The organism is Kitasatospora sp. NPDC002040, from assembly GCF_040296785.1.
GTDB lineage: Bacteria > Actinomycetota > Actinomycetes > Streptomycetales > Streptomycetaceae > Kitasatospora.
The window spans coordinates 93900-115061 of the sequence record NZ_JBEOXV010000014.1 but is presented as its reverse complement, the minus strand read 5'-3'; the positions used below and the strand labels follow the sequence as shown (position 1 = coordinate 115061).

Here is a 21162-nt window from a genome sequence, read left to right as displayed (position 1 = left end):
CGGTCAGGCCGGGTCGCCCGTGGGCGGGGTGAAGGAGAACACCGTCTCGGTCTTCCCGGCCAGCGCCAGCTCCAGCCGGTAGCGGGCGTAGTCGTCCAGCTCGGGCAGCTCGGTCGGGGCGAACCAGGCCACCTCGAGCGACTCGTCGTCGTTCACCCTGGCCTCGCCGGAGACCCGGCGGCAGCGGAAGGTCAGGTCCAGGTACTGGGCCCGGTCCCCGTTCGGGTAGCTCAGCTGCGGCGAGACGGTCACCGAGGTCAGCGCCTCCGGCTCCACCACCAGCCCGGTCTCCTCGAACACCTCCCGGACCAGCCCGTCCGCGGGCTGCTCCCCCGGATCGAGGATGCCGCCGACGATCGACCAGCGGCCGGAGTCGGAGCGGCGGTGGAGCAGCACCCGGCCCTGCTCGTCCCGGACCACCGCCCCGACGCCGGAGAGCCAGAGCGGACGGGTGCCGACGAGGGAGCGCAGCTCCGCCAGGAAGGAAGGAATGGCCATGGAGCCGAGCCTACGTGCTGGGGAACCACCCCCGCCGGGCTCGGACCGGATCCGGAACCTGATCGACGGCCGGGTCACCGCCCGGGACGTGATCCAGGCCGGCCGGATCGACCGGCTCACCGTCACCGCCCCGCAGACCGGCCGGATCGCGGCGGCCGGTCTGCCGGCCCGCAGCCGGACCTTCGCCGGGCGGGCGGAGGAGCTGGCCGCGCTGCTGGCACTGCTCGCCCCCGACGACACCCGGCCGCCGCCGGCACCGGCGGCGCGCCCCGGGTCGACCCTGCCGGAGCTGATGGAGCGCCACGGACTGGAGCCGTGGCCGCCCACCGGGCCGGAGGGGGACGCGTCCGACCTGATCTGGGAGCTGGCCACCCCGGACGGGCGCCTGGTACCGATCCCGGACGACCTCAGGATGTTCGCCGTCCGCAGCCCGTCCGGCCAGTTGCTCCCGATCCGGCACGCACTGTGGGAGCAGCCCGGGGCGGACGCCCCGGCCGGTCCGGCCCCGGAGCCGGACCCCGCCTCGGTGGTGCTGGTGACCGGCCCGGCCGGCGTCGGCAAGACCGAACTCGCCCTCCAGGCCGCCCACCTGGCCCGGGCCGGGAGGCTGTTCCCGGGCGGTGAACTCTTCCTGGACCTGCACGGCTACCGGCCGGACCGGAGCCTGGACCCGGTCCGGGCGCTCGGCGTCCTGCTGGTCGCGCTGGGCGTCTCCGCCACCGACCTCCCCGACGGGGAGGCCGAACGGTCCCAGCTGTACCGCTCGCTGCTGGCCGAGCGGGCGGCCGAAGGGCGGCCCACCCTGGTGCTGCTCGACAACGCCGCCTCCGCCGGTCAGGTCGAACCGCTGCTGCCCGGTGACGGGCTGACCCGGGTGATCGTCACCTCGCGGCACTCCTTCGCCCCGTCCGGCGCACAGCTGCTGGAGCTGGCGGCGCTGGACGGGCCGGCCGCGCTCGACCTGCTCCGGCTGACCGTCCGGGCCGTCCTGGGCAGGCCCGACGGCCGGTTCGAGCGGGAGCCAGGGGCAGCCGCCGAACTGACCTGGTTCTGCCAGAACCTGCCGGTGGCGCTCCGGATGCTCGGTGCCCTGATCGCCCAGGACCGGGACCGGCCGCTGGGTGAGCTGGCGGCGGAGCTGGCCGACCTCGGCACCCTGCTGGACGACATCGCCGACGACGAGCAGACCCTGCGGACGCTGATCGAGCTGTCCTACCGTCAGCTGCCGCCGGACCAGGCCCGGTTGCTGCGCCTGCTGGCCCTCCCGGGCGGCCCGGTGGGCATCACCGACGCCGCGATGCTGAACGGGAGCTCGGAGAAGGCCGCCCGGAAGCTGCTGCGCGCCCTGGTCAGGGCCCACCTGGTGGAGAGCGGCGGCTCGCCGGAGACCAGGTGGTCGCTGCCGCTGCTGACCGAGCTGTTCGTGCTCGGCCTCCCCGGGCAGGGCACCGAGGCGCGGGAGGCACTGACCCGGCTGACGCTGTACTGGGTGGAAGCCGTCCACGCGGTCCTGCGGGACCTGACCGCCACCGGGCCACGGGCCGGACAGCCGGTCGCAGTGCTCAGGACCCGGGCCCTGCAGTGGCTGGACCACAACTGGCCGACGGCCTTCCGGCTGGCCCGGGGTGACGGCCCGGCGGATCTCCGGCTGCTGCTCTGCCACGGCCTGGAGGAGTACTTCGAACGGCGGCACCTGATCGGGTACGCGGTCGGGAACGCCCTGCTCGCCGTGGAGATCGCCCGGGAGCTGCCCACCGCCGAGCTGGTGCCGGAGGTGGCGGCGGGGATGCCGTTCCGTCCGGTGCTCCGGGACGCGCTCAACTCGCTCGGTGCGGCCCTGCTCGACGTCCGGCGGGTGGCGGAGGCGCTCGGCTGCTTCGAGGAGGCACTCGTCTCCGCCCGGGAGGACCAGGACCTGCTCGGCGAGGCCCGGTCGCTGACCGGCCTCGGGCAGGCCCTGTCCGGCCTGGAGCGGCTCGACGAGTCCCTGGCCGCGCACCGGCGGGCCGTCACGCTGCTCACCGGGCTCGACCTGCCCCGCCGGTCGGCCGCCGCCAGGACCATGCTGGCCAAGGTCCTGCTCCGCTCCGGGGAGCCCGAGGAGGCCCTGCGGGAGTTCCGTGAGCTGCTCGCCCTGCCCGGCCGGGAGGCCCGGGACGAGACCGCACTGGGCGCCGCCGAGGCGCTCACGGTCCTCGGCCGGCCGGCCGAGGCGATCACCGTCCTGCGTACGGCGCTCGACCACCACGAGCACCACGAGCACACCCCGGCGACCATCCGGGTACGCATCCGGCTCGGCGAGGCCCTGGTCGCGGCGGACCGGCCCGCGGAGGCGGTCGAGGTCCTGAAGGCCGCCGAACTCGCCGCCTCGACCAGCCGCGACCACCGGCTCACCGGCCGGGCCTGGCTGCAACTCGCCGGGGCCTTCCGGCGGCTCGGCGAACCCGACCGGGCCCTGCGGTTGCTGCGGGGTGCCGCCGGTACGGCCTTCCGGCAGCTCGACGCCGAGCTGCTGGTGCAGGTGGGCCACGCCCACCTGCACGCGGAGGGCGAACTGCCGGAGGCCGTCGAGGTCGTGCAGGCCGCGGCGGCCTGCCTGGAGGCGCTCGGCGACCAGCCGGGCGCCCGCGCGCTCCTGACCACGCTCGCCGACGGTCTGGCCGACTCGCATGACCAGGAGTCCGGGGACCGGCCGGAGGTCGAGGCCCTGGTCGCCGAGCTGCGGGCGGCCGAACGCGCGGTCGGCGGCCCCTGAACCCGGGTCAGGCCCCCCGGCCGGCCATCGGACGGGCCGGGGAGCCGACCACCGTGGTCCGGTCGGGCACGTCCCGGGTGACCACGGCGGCGGCACCCACGAAGGCGTACCGCCCGAGCCTGCGGCCCTGGAGCACCACCGCGTTGCTGCCCACCGTCGCGCCCTCGCCGGCCTGCACCGAACCCGAGACGTTGCCGCCCGGATAGACCGTCACCAGGTCGGCCAGCACGGTGTCGTGACCGACCGTGGCGTTGTAGTGCACCTGGCTGTGCGCGCCCAGGCGGACACTGCTGGAGACGTACGCGCCGCCCATCACCAGGCAGCCCGGGCCGAGCTCCGTCTCCGGCGCGACGATCGCCCGGGGGTGCACCAGGGTGGCGGCCCGGCCGCCGAGCCCGTCGAGCAGCGCGGCCAGCCGGGCCCGGACGGCCGGGTCGGCGATCCCGATCAGGTACGCCTCCCCGGCCGCCAGCTCCTTCGGTGCCCGGACCGGCAGCCCGCGGACCGTCCCGCCCTGCCCCCGGTCGTCCAGGAACCCGGCCACCGGCACACCGGCCGCCAGCGCCGTGTCCAGGGCCTCCCGGCCGACGCCGCCGGCTCCGGCGATCCAGATCATCCGTACTCCTGCTCAGATTGCCCTGTCCCACGACGGCACCGGCGGGTGCCGGTCAGGACGCCTCCTCCACCGGGATGCGTGGTCCGGTGGCCTGCCGGGGCAGCACGATACGCGTGGTGGTGGCCGCCGGCACCGGGATCGGGAAGCCGGGGTTGACGCCGCCGACGGCGGTGATGCCGGCCGGGCGGAGCAGCTGACGGGCGGTCATCAGGAGGATCCGGAGGTCGAGTCCGGCCGTCCGGTTGGTGATGTACCAGAGGTCGAGTTCGATCCGCTCCGGCCAGCTGATCGAGTTGCGCCCCTTGACCTGGGCCCACCCGGTCAGCCCGGGCCGGATCGCCAGCCGGCCGCGCTGGCGCGGGGAGTAGTGCACGACCTGCTCGGGCAGCGTGGGCCGGGGCCCGATCACGCCCATCTCGCCGCGCACCACGTTCCACAGCTGCGGCAGCTCGTCCAGGCTGGTCTTGCGGAGCAGTGCGCCGAGCCGGGTGATCCGGGGCGCGTCGGGTTCGTCGGCGAAACGTTTGTCCCGCATGGTGCGGAACTTGAGGATTTCGAACTCCGCACCGGCGCGGCCGGTCCGGGTCTGACGGAAGATCACCGGTCCGCCCATGGTGCAGCGGATCAGGGCCGCGATCACCAGGCCGATCGGAAGCGCGATGCTTCCGGCCAGCAGGGTGACCACGAGGTCCCCCCCTCGTTTCATTTCTCCCCCAGCGGGTGTGGTGTGAGGTTAGCTCAGCCGACCGACCAGGCCAACCGCTTGGCCCGGGCCACGGCGGCGTAGGTCTCCAGGGAGACCGCGGCGACACCGCGCTGGTCGAACTCGGCCAGGGCGCGGCGACGGGCCGCCGCGCCCAGCTGCTCACGCAGGGCGGGCTCGGTGAGGAGCCGGCCGAGCGCGGTGGTGAGGGTCCCGGCGTCGCCGGGTGGTGCGAGCAGCAGGTGCTCGCCGTGGGTGCCGATCTCGCGGCAGCCCCGGATGTCACTGAGCACCATCGGCAGGCCGCTGGCGGCGGCCTCCATGGCGGAGCGGGAGAATCCCTCCCGGTAGGAGGGAAGAACGAAGACGTCGAGGGCCGCGTACAGCTCCGGCATGTCGGAGCGGCTGCCGAGGAACTCGACCCCGGCCTCCTCCTCGGCCAGCGCGTCGGGCTTGTCGGCGTCCTGCGGGCCGATCCAGACGAACCTGGCCTTGCCGGCCAGCGCCCGGGCCGCTGCCGCGTACTCGACGATGCCCTTCTCGGCCACCCGGCGGCCGACTCCGGCCACCAGCAACTCGTCGTCGGACACTCCGAGTTCGGCCCGGATCCGGGCCCGGGCGGCCGGGTCGGGCCCGAACCGGGACAGGTCGACGCCGTTGCCCACCACCCGGGAGCGGCGGGCCGGCACGAAGCGGGCCAGCGCCCGGCGGTCCTCGCCGTTCTGGTACAGCTCGGCGTGCGAGAACCTGGCCGCGACGGCCTCCGCCCCGAGCACCAGCAGCCGCTTGGCGAACGGGTCGTGGGCCTGGGCCCACAGGCCGTGGCAGGTGTTGACCACGACCGGGACCCCGGCCAGCCGGCCGAGGATGCGGCCGAGCACGCCGGTCTTGGGGTTGTGGGTGTGCAGCACGTCCGGCCTGATCCGGCGCAGCACGGCGAGCAGTTCGCGCGCGGCGGCCAGGTCGGCGCCGGGCTGCCAGGCCCGGGTGAGCGAGGCCAGCGGCTCGTGCCGGACGCCGATCGCGTCGAGCTGGGGCAGGTACGGACCCGGGGCGCTGATGCCGTAGGTCTCGAAGCCGGCCTCCAGGTCGACCTTGAGCTCGGTGGCGAGCAGCAGCTGCAGGCTCATGTCGACGGTGGTCAGGTGGGCGACCCGGAGCGGACGGCCCTCGGGACCGCGCAGCCGGGGGGCCGGCGTCTCAGGCACGGGCGCCGACCGCCTTCGCGGTGGCCACGATCCGGGCGTAGGCCCGCTCGGGCAGCAGCCGGCCGTAGAGCTTGGCCCGGAAGAAGTCGATCGGGTCGGTCCGGCGGACCGGCACCCGGCAGAACCGGACCGGGTCGAAGCCGGGGTCGTTCCGCCCGACCTGCCCGGTGGCGGAGGTGCGGAACCGGGCCCGCAGTGCGGCGTCCATGTGCGGGACGGGGACGCCCCAGGTGTACGCGAAGTGCTGCGGGCGGGTGCCCAGGTGCTCCTCGACGTCGTCGTTGCAGGCGTCCAGCTCGGCGGTGCTGAGCAGGGCCGGGCGGGCGTGGGTGCGGGTGTGGTTGGCCACCGTGCAGAGGCCGGAGGCGGCCATCTCGCGGAGCTGCTCCCAGCTCAGGCCCGGGGCGCCGGACTCCTTGGCGGTGGAGCCCTCCCAGCGCATCTCGCCGCCGACCTGGCCACTGGCCAGGTAGACCGTGAACGGCAGCCCGCGCTCCTTGAGCAGCGGCCAGGCGTTCTCGTACACGTCGGCGAAGCCGTCGTCGAAGGTGAGCACGGTGCTCGGGGTGCGGCGGCCGGCCTCCAGCCGGTCGGTGGCCTCGTCGAGGCCGACCACCCGGCCGGGCGGCAGCTCGGCGAGCAGGTCCGCCTGGGCGGTGAAGTCGGCGGTGGTGACGTCGAGTTCGTCGGCGGAGCCGCCGCCGATCCGGTGGTAGATCAGTACCGTGGCGCCTTCGCCGGGAACACCCCCCGCCAGCCGCGCCAACTGCTGCTTGACCCTGCCCCGGATGTCTCCGGACACGGCACTGCCCGCCATCGTTCCCCCCTCTGCGGCACCCTCCCCGGCACCGCAAGTGGCCATGCGCACGGCGGCAGTTGCCTGCCGAGCGGGACCAACACTAGGGGGATGTGTGGGGCTGATGCCCGGAAGTTGTGAAAGAAGCGCGCAGATAGGCCGAAAATCGGCCGGTCCGATCAGCCGGTAGCCGTCCCGGACCGGATCTGACCGGCCGTCTTGCCCGGAACACGCCCGCGCGGGCCCTCCATGAGAATGCCGGGCGGGGCTCGCACGTCAGTGCGCGGCGCGGCCGTCCGGGCGAAGCAGGGCGAGCACGATCCGGCCGAGCAGCAGCACGCCGGTGGCCAGGCAGCCGGCCACGGCCATCGCCCAGGCCGGACCGTCGCTCTCCGGGACCACGACGGCGGTGACGATGCCGGCCGCGATGCAGGCCGTGCCCACGGCCGCCAGCAGCAGCTGGTGCCGGTGCAGGGCCGCCTCGGCCCAGAGCCGCGCCGCCCGCCCGCTGCCATGATCACGTTGCGTCTCACCCATGGCACCCACGGTATACCCGGCGCCCGTCCGCCGCGGGGCGGTGGCGGGCCCGAGCCGGGCGCACCCTACCGCGCCCCCTCGGGAGCTCCGCGCGCCCCCGCGAAATCTCGCCGAAACGCCGTACAACCATCCGCCCCGCTCGGTGGTCTCCACTACATTGAGCGATCCGGATCGAGCCCTGCTGCCGATCGGGCCGGTGCCCACACACCGCCCGCTGTCAGTGCGGCCCAGCAGAATCAGTACACCTTGAGAGCAGTGATCCAGGCCGTCCGCGGAACGGGTTGGGAGTCCCTACCGCGGTCGGCCGACCGGAGGGCGGCGCCGCCGTGCCCCGGGAGCCGGAGGCCGGTCAGGGCACTCCGGTGGTACCGCCACGCCGCACCGGCGACCGAGGGGGGCCCAGTGCCGCAGTCCGACGCCACCATGATGACCAGCACCGTCAGCAGCCTGCCGGCGAACAGCACCGCCACCGCATCCGCTACCGATCCCGCGGCCGAGCCCGCGGAGTCCGACCGCAGCAGCTGGCTGCGGTTCTCGCCCGCCCAACCGCTGTTCCGGGCCCGGGCGGCCCAGCGGCTGGCCGTGCTCGCCTACCACGGGGTGACCGACCCGCGGTCCTTCGGCGCCCAGCTCGACCGGCTGCGGCGGCTCGCCACCCCGGTCTCGGTGCACGACGTCGAGCACGCGATCGCCGAGGGGCGGCCGCTGCCGCCGCGCTCGGTGCTGATCACCTTCGACGACGCCGACCGCTCGGTGCTCACCCATGCCCTGCCCGAACTGACGGCCCGGAAGATCCCGGCCGCCGCCTTCGTGATCTCCGAACTCATCGGCACCGACCGGCCGTTCTGGTGGCACGAGGCGGCGTTCCTGGCCCGGCACGGCGGCCAGGCGCGCTCGCTGCGCAGCCACGTCCGCCCCGACCAGCTGCTGGCCCGGCTCAAGGCCCTGCCCGACCCGGACCGCCGCCGCAGCCTGCACGAGCTGCGGGTCAGCGCCCGCCGCCGGCCGCCGGGCCAGGACCAGCTCTCGCCCGAGGACCTGCGCGCGCTCCAGGACGGCGGGGTCGCGATCGGCAACCACACCCTCGGCCACCCCTGCCTGGCCCAGTGCGACGACTCGACCGTGCAGGCCGAGATCACCGGGGCGCACCAGGCCCTCACCCAGTGGCTCGGCGATCCGCCGACCGCCTTCGCCTACCCCAACGGCGGCTACGACCCGCGCGCCGACACCCTGCTGCGCCAGCTCGGCTACCGGCTCGGCTTCCTCTCCGACCACCGCCTCGGCCCGCGGCTGCCGGTCCACCCGCTCCGGATCAGCCGGCTCCAGGTCGACTGCACCACCGGCACCCGCCGCTTCGACACCATCCTGTCCGGCCTGGAGCCGGCCGTGCAGCGCTGGCGCAAGGGCCCGGCCCAGACCGAGTGACGGTGTTTCAGCCGGTCACCACCGCCGCCCGGCCCGGGGCCGCCTCTCCCCGGGTCAGGCGGCGAGGCGGGCGCGCAGGGTGCGGACCTTGCGGTGCAGGCGCTGGACGGCGACGAAGCGGTCCATCCGGCCGGCCAGGGTCAGCCGGTACTTGAGGCGCAGCGGGGCGGGCAGCGCCTCCAGGCGCTCGACGCCGATCGCCCGGAGCAGGCGGCTGACGTGCTGCTGGTACGCCGCCCGGTAGGCCCGGTCGCCGTCCGGCACCGACCAGAAGAACATCGGGAGCTCCTCGACCAGGGTGTTGTGGTCGTAGGAGCGCAGGTACTCGCGGTACTCGGGCTCGGTACGGGCCAGCAGCCACTCGCGCACCAGCTCGATCGAGCGGACCCGGTCGATCACACCCCGGGGGTCGGTCTTCACCTGGGTGATCGACAGGTCGCCGTTCTCCCGGACCCGCCAGTGGTAGATCGGCTCGGAGAACACGTCGACGCTCTTCGCCAGGTAGTGCAGCGGCACGCTGACCGGGGCGTCCTCGTACAGGATGCCCTCGGGGTAGAGCACGCCCGCCGCGTCGAAGAAGGAGCGGCGGTAGACCTTGTTCCAGGCGGTCCGGTCGGTGACCAGGCTGGGTATCTCGGTGACGTGGGTCTTCAGCCTGGTCTCGGCGAACGGCTTGCGGTGGCCGTGCGAGGGGAACAGGCCGGCCACCCGCAGCCGCAGCGCGTTGCCCGCGGCGAAGTCCGAGCCGGTCTCGTCCAGGCTCCGGACCATCAGCTCGTACGCGCCGACGGGGAGGGTGTCGTCGCTGTCCACGAAGGTGAGGTACTCGGCGTCCGGGGCGACGTGCCGGTGGCCGGTGTTGCGGGCGGCGCCGAGGCCCTTGTTCTCCTGCCGGACCACGCGGAAGCGCGGGTCCTGGTCGGCGAAGGCGTCGGCGATGGCCGCGCTGCCGTCGGTGGAGCCGTCGTCGACGAGCACGCACTCGAAGTCACCGAAGGTCTGGGCGGCTATCGATTCGAGGCATTCCTGCAGGTAGCGCTCGACGTTGTAGATCGGGACGACGACGGAGAGGCGGGGGGACATCGGCTCCGGGGGCCTTTCGGTTCAGGGCTTGGACCGATGGACGACCGGTCACCGGTGCTCTTGGTATACACGTAACCCGTCCCCGCTGGCCAGCAGTTGTTCGAACGCACTCGAACGATCTCCGGCACGGGCCGGTCCACCTCGGGGTTCGGGGAGAATGGGGGTTCTGTCCAGGGCGCCCGGCGAAGCGCGGCGCCCGTCCAGCGGTGGGAGTACGTACCCGGTGTCCGAGAACCTCGATCTGCTGTCCGACTGTGCGAACTGCTTCGGGCTCTGCTGTGTCGCGCTGCCGTTCGCGCGCTCCGCGGACTTCGCGGTGACCAAGGCGGCGGGCACCCCGTGCAAGAACCTCCGGACCGACTTCCGCTGCGGCATCCACACCGGGCTGCGGGAGCAGGGTTTCTCCGGCTGCACGGTGTTCGAGTGCTTCGGGGCCGGGCAGAAGGTCTCCCAGGTCACCTTCGGGGGGCACAGCTGGCGGGAGGCGCCGGAGACCGCCGGGGCGATGTTCGAGGTGTTCCCGGTGATGCGGCAGCTGCACGAACTGCTCCGGTACCTGAGCGAGGCGCTCACCCTGCGGGCCGCCAAGTCGGTGCACGGGCCGCTGCGGGCCGCGCTGGAGCGGGTCGACGCGCTGACCCGGGGCAGTGCGGCGGAGCTGGCCGCGGCGGACGTCCCGACGGTCCGTCAGGAGATCAACGAGCTGCTGCTGCGCACCAGCGAACTGGTCCGGGCCGGGGTGCCGGGCAGGAAGCGGAACCACCGGGGCGCCGACCTGATGGGCGCCCGGCTGGCCGGGGCGGACCTGCGCGGCGCCAACCTGCGCGGGGCGTACCTGATCGCGGCCGACCTGACCGGGGCGGACCTGCGCCACGCCGACCTGATCGGGGTGGACTTCCGCGACGCCCGGCTGGGCGGCGCCGACCTCACCGGGGCGCTCTTCCTGACCCAGTCCCAGCTGAACGCGGCCCGCGGTGACGCGGGCACCCGGCTGCCGTCCGGGCTGCAGCGGCCCGGGCACTGGTGAGGCTCAGCGCGCGGCGGCCCGGGCCCCCAGCAGCAGCCGGCCCTCGGGGTAGTGCAGGACGGCGGGCGGCAGGCTGCTGACCCGGCCGCTGTGCAGGACGGTGAGGGTGCCGCCGCCCTCGGGGCGGCCGGTGCCGACCCGGCGCAGGGCCTGGGCGGCGACCGCCCCGGCCGAGCCGTGGCAGACCGGCGGCGGGCTTCCGGGGGTGGCCACCGCGCTGCGGATCTGCTCCTCCAGCAGCTCGTAGTGGGTGCAGCCGAGCACGATCTCCTCGATGCCGGCGGGGGTGCGGGCGGCGGCGTCGGCCACGGCGGCGGCGATCGCGTCCGGGTCGGCCCGCTCCACCGCGTCGGCCAGCCCCGGGCAGGCCACCTCGGTGATGGTCGCGCTGCCGCCGAACTCCCGGATCAGGGCGTGCTGGTAGGGGCTGCCGGTGGTCGCCGGGGTGGCCCAGATCGCCACCCGGGCGCCGCCCGCCGAGGCCGGCTTGATCGCCGGCACGGTGCCGATCACCGGCAGGCCGGGCTCCAGCGCGGCCCGGACCACGTCCAGCGCGTGCACCGAGGCGGTGTTGCAGGCGATCACCAGCGCGTCGGGCTCCAGCTCGGCGGCGGCCAGGGCGCAGGCCAGCGCGTGCGCGGCGATGTCCTCGGAGGTACGCGGCCCCCAGGGCATCCCGTCGGGGTCGGAGGAGAGCACCAGGTCCGCGTCCGGACGGCTGCGGCGCAGCGCCGCAGCGGCCGCGAGCAGTCCCAGTCCGGAGTCCACCAGTGCGATCTTCACGGTTCCCGACTCTACTTCAACGCACCCGGTCGGAGCGGCCCGGCGGTGGCAGACTGCGGGAGGTGACCGTACTGCTGTGGGTGCCGGTGGTGTCCCTGCTCGCCTGGCTCTGGCTGACGCTGGCTCAGGGCTTCTTCTGGCGGACCGACCAGCGGCTGCCCGCCGCCCGGCCGGTGGCCCGGTGGCCGGAGGTGGTGGTGCTGGTGCCGGCCCGGGACGAGGCCGAGGTGCTGCCGGTCAGCCTGCCGAGCCTGCTGGCGCAGCGGTACCCGGGCCGGGCCCGGGTGGTGCTGGTGGACGATCACAGCACGGACGGGACCGGCGACTTGGCCCGCCGGCTCGGCCAGGCCGGCGGTGGCGCCGGTCTGGCGCTGACCGTGACCACTCCCCCGCCGCTGCCGCCCGGGTGGACCGGCAAGCTCTGGGCGCTGCGGCACGGCGTCGAACGGGCGGGCCGGGCCGAGTACCTGCTGCTGACCGACGCCGACATCGCGCACGGTCCCGATTCGCTGGCCGCCCTGGTGGCGGCGGCCGAGGGCCACCGGCTGGACCTGGTCTCGCAGATGGCCCGGCTCCGGGTGGAGACCCGCTGGGAGCGGCTGATCGTGCCGGCCTTCGTGTACTTCTTCGCCCAGCTGTACCCGTTCCGGTGGAGCAACCGGCCGGGGTCGCGGACGGCCGCCGCGGCGGGCGGCTGCTCACTGGTGCGGCGGACGGCACTGGAACGCGCGGGCGGCATCGCCGCGATCCGGGGCGCGGTGATCGACGACGTGAACCTGGCCCGGGCGGTCAAGCGCACCGGCGGCCGGACCTGGCTCGGGCTGGCCGAGCAGGTGGGCAGCGTCCGGCCGTACCCGGAGCTGGGGCAGCTGTGGCGGATGGTCTCGCGCAGCGCGTACGCGCAGCTGCGGCACTCCCCGCTGCTGCTGCTCGGCACGGTGCTCGGGCTGGCGCTGGTCTACCTGGTGCCGCCGGTCGCGCTGGTGGCCGGGGCGGTGGCCGGCTCCTGGGGGGCGGCGGCCGCGGGCGGGGCCGCCTGGGCGCTGATGGCCGGGACCTTCACGCCGATGCTCCGCTACTACCGGCAGCCGGCGCCGGCCGCGCTGCTGCTGCCGTTCACGGCGCTGCTGTACCTGCTGATGACGGTGGACTCGGCGGTGCAGCACTGGCGCGGCCGGGGCTCCGCCTGGAAGGGCCGGACGTACGGGAAGGCACTGGAGCCGGGCCCGGGTCCTGCGCCAGACTGACCTGATGGACCGTCATCTCAGAGCCCGCATCACCCATGCCGACCACCCGGTCGCCGCGCCGGTCTCCGACCAGAACGTCGCCAGGCTGCTGGAACGGGCCACCCGGGGCGGGGCCGGGCGGATGCTCGACCTCGGCTGCGGCGAGGGGACCTGGCTGCTCCGGGCCCTGGCCGCGAACCCGGAGCTGCACGCGGTCGGCGTCGACCTGGACGACAGCGGCCTGACCCTGGCCCGGCAGCGGGCGGAGGCGCTCGGGGTCGCCCGGCGGATCGGCCTGCACCACCAGGACGCCGCGGACTTCGGCTCCCGCGAGCCGTTCGACGTGGTGCTCTCGATCGGCTCCACCCACGCCTTCGGCGGGCTGCTGCCCACGCTGGCCGCCGCCGGGCGGCACCTGGCCCCGGGCGGACGGGTGCTGCTCGGCGACTGCTACTGGGAGCGCGAGCCGGACCGGGCCGCGCTGGCCGGCCTCGGCGCCGCGCCGGACGACTGGGCCGACCTGGCCGGCACCGTCCGGCGGATCACCGACGCGGGCTGGGTACCGGTGCTCGGCCACAGCAGCACCCGGGCGGAGTGGGACGCGTACGAGTGGGCCTGGACCGGCTCGCTCGCCGAGTGGGCGCTCGACCACCCGGACCACCCGGACAGTGCCGAGGCCGCCGCGACCGCCGCCGAGCACCGCGACGGCTGGCTCGGCGGCTACCGGGGCACACTGGGGTTCCTCACCCTGGTGCTGCGCCGGGCCGTCTGACGGCATGCCAGGGCCCCGGCAGTCCTCGCACCCGAGGGTGGTCTGCCGGGGCCCGGTCGGTCAGCGGCCGAACAGCCTGGCCGCGGTCGGCTTGCTGAACTCGAACCTGGTCATCTGCTCCAGGTCGCGGAGCCAGCCGGCCCGGCCCGGCGGGGCGGTGACCACCTCGCGGTAGAGCTCCTCGAACGCGGTGGTGACGCTCTCCAGCGAGAACCGGCCGACCACCCAGTCCCGGCCCCAGGAGCCGAGCGCGGCCCGGCGGGCCGGGTCGTCGAGCAGCGGACGGAGCTGGCCGGCCAGCGACTCGGGCGAGCGGACGCCGTCCCCGAGGCCGTACATGCAGCGCGAGGCGTGCGGCTCCACCAGCGGACCCGGCTCGTGCAGCGCCGTGTACCCGTCGGCACCGTGCACCACCACCGGCTTGCCGAAGGCCAGCCCGCGCAGTGCGGAGCCGCCCATCCCGAGCACCACGTCGGCCGCCTGGTAGGCGGGCCTGGGGTCGGCCAGCTGACCCGGCACCAGCACGGCCCGGCGCCCGAGCTCGGCGTTGACCCCGGCGGCGGCGGCCCGGACCCGCTCCAGGCTCGGCCCGGCGCCGACCACGGCCAGCCTGACCCGGGGGTCGGCCAGGCGGCGGACCGCCTCGACGGTGAGCAGCGCGCCCGCGTCCTTCTCCAGGTCGGGCACCATCCGGGTGACGATGGCGAGCAGCAACTCCTGCTCGCCGATTCCGTGTTCACGGCGGAACACACAGCCGTCGACCACGCCGGGAGCGTCCGTCACGGTGTTCACCGGCGGCTCGATCAGCCGGACGTCGCGGTGGCCGAAGGCCCGTCCGTCCCCCATCAGCGCGCCGAGCCCGAGCACCAGCGGCTGGTGCCGGGGCAGCCCGCGCAGCATCCTGATGCCGTAGAAGGTGGTGACCACCGGGATCCGGCCGAGCCGGCCCGGGCCGAAGAAGGAGTTCCGGGCGGCCCGGACCTCCCAGGCGTGCAGGACCTGGCTGCCGTGCTGGTCGGCCACCCGGTTGAGCCGCTGCCGGACCACCCGGGCCGGGGTGTCGGGACCGCCCTCGACCACCAGCTCCAGGCCGTGGCCGGCCGCGAGTTCGACCAGCGGGGCCGGCCCGTCCACCCCCTGCGCGAACAGCACCGGGTGGTGGCCCCGGTCGCGCAGGGTGCGGGCGATGTCCACCGCGTTGAGCTGGGCGCCGCCCAGCGCCAGGTTGTTGAGGTGGACCAGGACTCTGAGGCCGCTCACCGGTTCACTCCTCCCAGCGGTGCGGTACGAAGACCGGTGCGGCCAGCACCACGGCCCGGGGCGGGGTGTCGAGCATCGGCCCGAAGACGTCGAACTGGCCGACCGAGTGCCAGCTCATCAGCGTCCCGCCGTCGGTCCTGCCGATGCTGTAGACACCGGCCCAGAGGGTGTAGCGGCCGCGCGGCAGCGGCAGGTTGGGGATCATGCAGGCGACCTGGTGGTCCTCGCCGTTCAGCCTGACCTCGTGGCTGATCTGGAAGATCGGGCTGGAGGTGCCCTCGCTGACGCCCAGGTGCAGGGTGGCGTCGCCCCGGTAGTCGCCGCCGAGGGTGAGCTCGACCGTCATCGGCTCGTCGGTGGTGAGGCTCTCCCGGCCCTCGCCGAGGATCTCGTGCTTGAGCAGCTGGATCGGCTCGCCGACCCGGCCGCCGGCCTCGGACTGCGCCTCGATCGAGTCGCGGTAGCCGGACATCGCCTCCTTGATGCCCGCGTCCACCCGGATCGAGCCCTGCTCCAGCCAGACGCCCCGGCGGCAGATCGACTCGACCGCGGGCAGGTCGTGCGAGACGAAGACGATCGTGGTGCCCTGCTCGGCCACCTCGCGCATCCGGTCCAGGCAGCGCTGCTGGAAGACCGCGTCGCCGACCGCCAGCACCTCGTCCACCAGCAGCACGTGCGGCTCCAGGTAGGCGGCCACCGCGAAGCCGAGCCGCATCTGCATGCCCGAGGAGTAGTACTTGACCTGACGGTCGATCGCCCCGCCGAGCCGGGCGAACTCCACGATCGCGTCGAACCTGGACGCCACCTCGCGGCGCTTGAGGCCGAGCAGCGCGCCGAACAGGTAGATGTTCTCCCGGCCCGTCAGGTCGGGGTGGATACCGGCCCGGATCTCAATCAGCGCGCCGATCCGGCCGCGCACGTCGATCACCCCGCCGTAGGGGTACATCACCCGGGTCAGCATCTTGAGCAGGGTGGACTTGCCGGAGCCGTTGGAGCCGATCAGGCCGACCGAGTCGCCGGGCTCGATGTGCAGGTTGATGTCCCGCAGCGCCCAGCGCCAGTCCTCGCCCCGGCCGCCGCGCAGCCGGCGGGTGACCTGCTCGACCTTGTCCCGCAGCAGCATCCGCTGCTGGTCGGCCTTGAACCGCTTCCAGACCTGCTCGGTCCTGATCGTGCCCAGCGGATGCTCAAGCGACATCGGCGATCCCCGTCTCCAGCTTCTTGAACAGCAGGTAGCCGCCGACCAGGAAGACCACCGAACTGGCGGCCGCGATCCCGGTCAGGGTGAGGTCGGGGGCCTGGCCGTACAGCAGGGCCCGGCGGTAGCCCTCGATCACGGCGCCCAGCGGGTTGAACCCGACGTAGACCTCCTGCAGCCCCAGCGGGATCTGCGAGAGCGGGTAGGCGACCGGGGTGGCGAAGACGCCCATCTGGGTGATGATCGGCAGCAGGTGCCGGACGTCGCGGAGGTAGACCACCGCGACCGAGAGCACCAGGGCGACGCCGTAGGTGAAGGCGAGCTGGATCAGCAGCAGCGGGAACACCCAGAAGAAGGTGACCGCCGGGGCCGTCCAGAAGGCCAGGAAGAGCAGGCCCAGCACGCCGATGCCGATCAGCATGTCCACACTGGCGACCAGCATGGTGGCCAGCGGGAAGACCTCGCGCGGGCAGTAGACCTTGTTCAGCAGGCTGAGGTTGTTGGCCAGGCTGAGCGCGCCCTGGTTCATCGTGTTGCTGAAGAACTGCCACACGATCAGGCCGACGTAGGCGAACAGCGGGTAGGCCACCCCGCCGGTGTCGATCTTGACCGCGCGCTGGAACACCAGGGTGAAGATGGCGCACAGCGCGAGCGGCGTGAGCACCGCCCAGGCGAAGCCGAGCACCGCCTGCTTGTACCTGGCCCGCAGGTCGCGCTCGGCCAGCGCACGCACCAACTCGCGTGCGCCGAGCAGCTCCCGGGCCACCTGGGTGGGCCGGAGCCTGCGTTTGAAGATGAGTTCTGGAGGCGGACCGTCGGCCCCCGCCCGCCGCGCCTCGGTCTGGTTGTCGCGCTGATCCAAGACCTGCGCGCGTTGTCCCCCCACGGAACCCCGCCTTCTCCGGTGCCGAGTGTTTCGGTGACGTCCGAGGTACGAGCCTCGAATCCGGGCCGCTGCTCAGGCAGTTCGGCCGCGGCGACCACTCTGGCACAGAGTGTGGGAGCAAGGGGCTGGTTCGGTGAAGAACTCGGGCTGCTCAGCCCTGCCGCCGGGTCAGTCGACCAGGCGGTCCAGTGCGGCGGGCATCCCCGCGACGCCGCCGTCCCGGCTGGGCCGGACCCGCTCGCCCTGCACCAGCACGGTCGGCAGCTCGTCGACCCGGTACCGGGTCATCAGGCCGCCGGCCGCCTCGGTGGCCTGCTCGACCGCGTGGGACCGGTACGCCGCCCGGAACGCGTCCGGGTCCAGACCGGCCGTCAGCGCCCAGGCGGTGGCGGTCTCCTCGGTGGTGACGTCGGTCTCCCGCTCGCGCACCGCGCGGAACACCGCGAGCTGGAGCCGGTCCACCTGGCCGAGCTGCTCCAGCGTGTAGAACAGCCGGGCGTGGCCGCGCTGGACCTGCTCCTCCGGGCTGCCGACCCAGACGGCGGGGACCCGACGGAGCGTCACGTCGGCCCGGTGCTTCTCCGCCCAGCGCTCCAGCGGGAGCTCCAGCTCCTGGGAGTGGCCGCAGTCGTACCAGAAGAACTCGACCGCCTCCTGCTTCACCGCCCGGACCGGGCCCGGGTGGTCGATCCGGCCCACCAGCCCCCCGTCGTGCGGGACCTCGGGTGCGGCGGCGGCCGGGGTGACGAGCAGTCCACTGGCGACGGCGGCCAGTACGGCGGTACGCAGGAGCGGCTTCACGGGCGGTGATGCTGCCAGCAGCGCCGCCCGCGGGGCCAGCTGACGGGCCGTCCGGGCCGGATCTTCCCCCGGACGGCCCAAGGGCTCAGCTCTCCGGCTGCGGCTCCGGCTGCGCCGGGACGGCCCCGTCGACCGGTTCGACCTCGACCTCGGCCTGGGCCCGGGCCTGCCGGTCGGCCTGCTGGGCGGCGCTGTCGAAGAACCGGAGCAGCTCGACCGGGAAGGGCAGCACCAGGGTGGAGTTCTTCTCCGCCGCCACCTCCACCACGGTCTGCAGCAGGCGCAGCTGCATCGCGGCCGGGGTGTCGGCCATCTGCCGGGCCGCCTCGGCCAGCTTGGCGGAGGCCTGGAACTCGCCGTCCGCGGTGATGATCCGGGCCCGCCGCTCCCGGTCCGCCTCGGCCTGCCGGGCCATCGAGCGCTTCATCGAGTCGGGCAGGGCGACGTCCTTGATCTCCACCCGGTCGATGTGCACGCCCCAGCCCACCGCCGGGCTCTCCAGCAGCAGTTCCAGGCCCCGGTGCAGGTTCTCCCGGCCCGAGAGCAGGTCGTCCAGCTCGCTCTTGCCGATGATCGAGCGGAGCGAGGTCTGCGCCACCTGGGACATCGCGAAGTTGTAGTTCTGCACGTCGACGGTGGCCCGGACCGGGTCGATCACCCGGAAGTACACCACCGCGTCCACCCGGACCGAGACGTTGTCCTTGGTGATGCCCTCCTGGGCCGGCACCGGCATGGTGACCACCTGCATGTTGACCTTGCTGAGCCGGTCCACGAACGGGACCAGCAGCAACGGCCCGGGCTGCCGGGGCTCCGTCGTCACCCGGCCGAGCCGGAACACCACCCCGCGCTCGTACTGCTGCACCACCCGGAGACCGGCCGCCAGCCAGAACACGGCCACCGCGCCGAACCCCGCGAGAATCGTCCAGAGCACTTCCGCACCTCCCCCGTGGCCGCCGATGACGGCAGGCCGAGGGGCACAGTATGCGCGCGCCCCGACGGCGGGGCCAGGGTCCTGACCGGCCGTCAGCGGCCCCCGGTGACCTGCCGCAGCAGCTGCTGCCAGGAGTCGGTGACCACGCCCAGGTCGAACCGGTCCAGCGCGTGCGCCCGGGCGGCGGCCCCGAGGGCGGCCCGGTCGCCCGCCAGCACCCGGCCGAGCGCCTCGGCCAGCGCGGCCGGGTCGCCGGGCCGGACCAGTGCACCGGTGCGGCCGTCCAGCACCACGTCGCCGACCCAGCCCACGTCGGTGGCGACGGTGGGGAGTCCGGCCAGCGCGGCCTCGATCAGCACGCCGGGCACGCCCTCGCTGTCGCTGCTCAGCAGCAGCGCGTCGGCGGCCCGGTACAGGTCGCCCGGGTCGGCCAGCCGGCCGAGGAAGTGCGCCCGGTCGGTGGGCGGGTAGCTGTCCCGGAGCGGGCCGTCGCCCGCGACGGCGAGCTGGACGTCGGGCAGCCGGTCGAGCGCGGCCAGCGCCAGGTCGAGCCGCTTCTCCGGGGCGAGCGCGCCGATCCAGGCCACCACCAGGCCCTGCCGGGGCAGGCCGAGCCGCTCCCGGGCGGCCTGCCGCTCGGCCGGGTCAGCGGCGGGCCGGTAGCGGTCGGCGGCCCGGCCGTTCGGGATGGTGCGGACCTTCCCGGCCGGCAGCCGGAAGCGCTGCAGCAGCACCTCCCTGGCCCCGTCCGAGATCGCCGAGACGGCGGCGGCCCGGTGCAGGAAGGCACCCACCCGCAGGCGGCGGGAGAGGCTCGCCGTCCAGTGCCTGGGGTCGCCGATGTTGACGTACACGAAGGGCACGCCGGTGCCCAGCAGGCCGACGGCGCACGCCTGGAGCGTGCTGGAACCGTGCGCCACCACCACGTCCGCCCCGCGCGCCGCCGCCCGCAGCGCCCGGAGGGTGGCGGGGTGGTGCCGGGACGGGCCGAGGACCGGGGCGTCGTGGTCCGGGGGTGCGTCGGCGTGCGGCTGCAGCGCACGGAGCACGGAGGGCGCGCCCCGGCGCAACAGTTCGGCGTGCAGGTCACGCGCGAGATTCTGCGCGCCCCGGCCCCGGGGGTCGGTGATCAGGTGCAGCACACGGGGTCCGTCAGCCATGCGGTCAACCTTGCACACCGGTCCGCCTCTTCGCAGCGGGATCGGCAACGCCGGGGCCGGACCCGTCTCGCACCGAGGCGCTCCCCTCGGTATCTGCCCATTCCCTGGCGGAGCCCCCTTCCGGCCTGGGATGCTGATCGTCAGTCAGGGCGCCGCTGCGACCGGGGGGTCGGCGCCGGGGGTCTCGCTGGGGGTTGCCGCTGTGCACGTGCTCTATGTGATCGACAGCGTGAGCCGGATCGGCGGTGCCGAACAGGGCCTGGTCGCGATGGCCCCACAGCTGGTCCGCTCGGGCGTCCGGCTGGACGTGGCGTACCTGCGCATCTCCCCCGGCGGCTTCCAGCCGGAGCTGACGGCGGCGGGCGCGAACGTCTTCGGCGTCCACGCGGCGAACCGGGCCGGCGAGCTCGCGGCGCTGCGCCGGCTGATCCGCAAGCGCCGCCCCGACCTGGTGCACACCACGCTGTACGAGTCGGACGTGCTCGGCCGGGCCGCCGCGCTGGCCAGCGGCACGCCGGTGGTCTCCAGCCTGGTGAACTCGGCGTACGGGCCGGAGCACCTGCACGCCCGCGGCCTCAACCCGTGGAAGGTGCGGGCCGCCCAGGCGGTGGACGCGGCGACCGCCCAGGGCACCCGCCGGTTCCACGCGCTGACCCGGCACGTGGCCGAGGTGATGGCCCAGCGGCTGCACGTCTCGCCGGACCGGATCGACGTGGTGCCCCGCGGCCGCGACCCGGAGCTGCTCGGCTCGGTGACGCCCGAGCGGCGGGCCGCCGTCCGGGCCGGGCTGGAGCTGGCCGACGACACCCCCGTGGTGCTGGCCGCCGCCCGGCAGCAGTACCAGAAGGGTCTGGACGTGCTGCTGGAGGCGTGGCCCGCCGTCCGGGCCGGGCTGCCGGACGCGGTGCTGCTGCTCGCGGGCAGCCCGGGCGCGGAGACCCCGGGGCTGCAGAAGCTGGCCGACCGGGCGGGCAACGTCCGCTTCCTCGGCCCGCGTTCGGATGTGTTCGACCTGATGGCGGCCTCGGACGCGTTCGCCGTCCCGTCCCGCTGGGAGGGCCTGGGCAGCGCGGCGATGGAGGCGATGGGCGTCGGCGTCCCGCTGGTCTGCGCCGATGTGGCGGCACTGCGCGAGACGGTCGGCTCGGAGGACTACGCCCGGCTGGTGCCGCCGGAGCGGCCGGCCGAGCTGGCCGCCGCCCTGCTGGAGACGCTCGGCGACCGGTCGGCCGCCGAGCTGCGGGTGAAGGCCGCCCGGGCCAGGTTCCTGACCAGTTTCACCCTCCATCACGTCACCGGCCGGATGGTCGAGTTCTACGAAAGATCACTGCGCCGGGCATGAGATTGGCCAAAGCGCTTGCGCCGCACGTCAGGTGCCGCAAGCATCAGGCGCGGGGGGTTGCGGAGCGGCCGGGGGACGTCGGGGGGCGTCGCGCCGCTGCGAGCCGTCACCACACCGTGCGGAGCTGATCCTGCACCCGGCCCGACCGGTCCGCA

20 protein-coding genes are annotated in these 21162 nt (G+C 74.6%); 6 read left to right on the top strand and 14 right to left on the bottom strand.

All coding sequences use genetic code 11. The features are described 5' to 3' along the window. Positions 1-3: 3 nt before the first annotated feature. Positions 4-498, bottom strand: a complete 495-nt coding sequence (locus ABT118_RS25690) for an NUDIX hydrolase (RefSeq protein ID WP_350673273.1) — start codon at positions 496-498, stop codon at positions 4-6. Here ABT118_RS25690 and ABT118_RS25685 point away from each other — a divergent pair. Further along, positions 497-3253, top strand: a complete 2757-nt coding sequence (locus ABT118_RS25685; RefSeq protein WP_350673270.1) for a tetratricopeptide repeat protein — start codon at positions 497-499, stop codon at positions 3251-3253. The two genes, ABT118_RS25690 and ABT118_RS25685, sit on opposite strands and share 2 nt — an antisense overlap. Before the next feature lie 7 nt (positions 3254-3260). Here ABT118_RS25685 and ABT118_RS25680 read toward each other — a convergent pair whose 3' ends face one another. From ABT118_RS25680 to ABT118_RS25660, 5 genes are all read right to left on the bottom strand, one after another. Next, on the bottom strand, positions 3261-3869 hold the full coding sequence (locus ABT118_RS25680) for an acetyltransferase (RefSeq protein ID WP_350673267.1): 609 nt from the start codon (positions 3867-3869) through the stop codon (positions 3261-3263). Positions 3870-3921: 52 nt separating this feature from the next. Continuing rightward, on the bottom strand, positions 3922-4575 hold the full coding sequence (locus ABT118_RS25675) for a sugar transferase (RefSeq protein ID WP_350673264.1): 654 nt from the start codon (positions 4573-4575) through the stop codon (positions 3922-3924). 32 nt (positions 4576-4607) lie between these two features. Then, positions 4608-5780, bottom strand: coding sequence for a glycosyltransferase family 4 protein (locus tag ABT118_RS25670; protein WP_350673261.1), 1173 nt, complete (start codon positions 5778-5780; stop codon positions 4608-4610). Then, positions 5773-6582, bottom strand: coding sequence for a polysaccharide deacetylase family protein (locus ABT118_RS25665; protein WP_350673257.1), 810 nt, complete (start codon positions 6580-6582; stop codon positions 5773-5775). The genes ABT118_RS25670 and ABT118_RS25665 overlap by 8 nt, the downstream gene beginning before the upstream one ends. Before the next feature lie 270 nt (positions 6583-6852). Next, complete coding sequence (locus tag ABT118_RS25660) at positions 6853-7113, bottom strand: hypothetical protein (RefSeq protein WP_350673255.1); 261 nt, start codon at positions 7111-7113, stop codon at positions 6853-6855. Positions 7114-7515: 402 nt separating this feature from the next. Between ABT118_RS25660 and ABT118_RS25655 the strand changes: the two genes are divergently transcribed. After that, the gene (locus tag ABT118_RS25655) at positions 7516-8538 is read left to right on the top strand and encodes a polysaccharide deacetylase family protein (protein WP_350673251.1); all 1023 of its coding nucleotides are present in this window, start codon (positions 7516-7518) and stop codon (positions 8536-8538) included. A gap of 54 nt (positions 8539-8592) precedes the next feature. On the opposite strand, the gene ABT118_RS25650 is transcribed toward ABT118_RS25655, so the two are convergent. Further along, positions 8593-9621: a glycosyltransferase family 2 protein gene (locus ABT118_RS25650; RefSeq protein WP_350673248.1), complete on the bottom strand. Its 1029-nt coding sequence runs from the start codon at positions 9619-9621 to the stop codon at positions 8593-8595. A gap of 223 nt (positions 9622-9844) precedes the next feature. On the opposite strand from ABT118_RS25650, the gene ABT118_RS25645 reads away from it, so the two are divergent. Further along, complete coding sequence (locus tag ABT118_RS25645) at positions 9845-10648, top strand: pentapeptide repeat-containing protein (protein ID WP_502884667.1); 804 nt, start codon at positions 9845-9847, stop codon at positions 10646-10648. A 3-nt stretch (positions 10649-10651) separates the two neighbouring features. On the opposite strand, the gene ABT118_RS25640 is transcribed toward ABT118_RS25645, so the two are convergent. Then, a complete protein-coding gene (locus ABT118_RS25640; protein ID WP_350673241.1) occupies positions 10652-11431 on the bottom strand; it encodes a glutamate racemase in 780 nt (259 codons plus the stop codon). Positions 11432-11493: 62 nt separating this feature from the next. Between ABT118_RS25640 and ABT118_RS25635 the strand changes: the two genes are divergently transcribed. Beyond that, on the top strand, positions 11494-12678 hold the full coding sequence (locus ABT118_RS25635; RefSeq protein WP_350673238.1) for a glycosyltransferase: 1185 nt from the start codon (positions 11494-11496) through the stop codon (positions 12676-12678). Between the two features lie 4 nt (positions 12679-12682). Continuing rightward, positions 12683-13429, top strand: coding sequence for an SAM-dependent methyltransferase (locus ABT118_RS25630; RefSeq protein ID WP_350673235.1), 747 nt, complete (start codon positions 12683-12685; stop codon positions 13427-13429). A 60-nt stretch (positions 13430-13489) separates the two neighbouring features. Here ABT118_RS25630 and ABT118_RS25625 read toward each other — a convergent pair whose 3' ends face one another. The 6 genes from ABT118_RS25625 to ABT118_RS25600 all read right to left on the bottom strand — a co-directional run bounded on the left by ABT118_RS25625 (position 13490) and on the right by ABT118_RS25600 (position 19665). Next, complete coding sequence (locus ABT118_RS25625) at positions 13490-14689, bottom strand: glycosyltransferase family 4 protein (protein WP_350673230.1); 1200 nt, start codon at positions 14687-14689, stop codon at positions 13490-13492. Positions 14690-14693: 4 nt separating this feature from the next. After that, the gene (locus ABT118_RS25620; RefSeq protein ID WP_350673226.1) at positions 14694-15887 is read right to left on the bottom strand and encodes an ABC transporter ATP-binding protein; all 1194 of its coding nucleotides are present in this window, start codon (positions 15885-15887) and stop codon (positions 14694-14696) included. Further along, a complete protein-coding gene (locus ABT118_RS25615) occupies positions 15877-16773 on the bottom strand; it encodes an ABC transporter permease (protein WP_350673223.1) in 897 nt (298 codons plus the stop codon). Before ABT118_RS25615 ends, ABT118_RS25620 begins: the two co-directional genes overlap by 11 nt. Positions 16774-16941: 168 nt before the next feature. Next, on the bottom strand, positions 16942-17574 hold the full coding sequence (locus tag ABT118_RS25610; RefSeq protein WP_350673219.1) for a thiol:disulfide interchange protein DsbA/DsbL: 633 nt from the start codon (positions 17572-17574) through the stop codon (positions 16942-16944). Positions 17575-17659: 85 nt separating this feature from the next. Beyond that, positions 17660-18505: a slipin family protein gene (locus ABT118_RS25605; protein WP_350673216.1), complete on the bottom strand. Its 846-nt coding sequence runs from the start codon at positions 18503-18505 to the stop codon at positions 17660-17662. Between the two features lie 92 nt (positions 18506-18597). Continuing rightward, positions 18598-19665: a glycosyltransferase gene (locus tag ABT118_RS25600; protein WP_350673212.1), complete on the bottom strand. Its 1068-nt coding sequence runs from the start codon at positions 19663-19665 to the stop codon at positions 18598-18600. Positions 19666-19867: 202 nt separating this feature from the next. Here ABT118_RS25600 and ABT118_RS25595 point away from each other — a divergent pair, with 202 nt between their 5' ends. Further along, entirely contained in the window at positions 19868-21007 is a 1140-nt protein-coding gene (locus ABT118_RS25595; protein WP_350673209.1) for a glycosyltransferase family 4 protein, read from the top strand. The last annotated feature ends 155 nt before the right edge of the window (positions 21008-21162 follow it).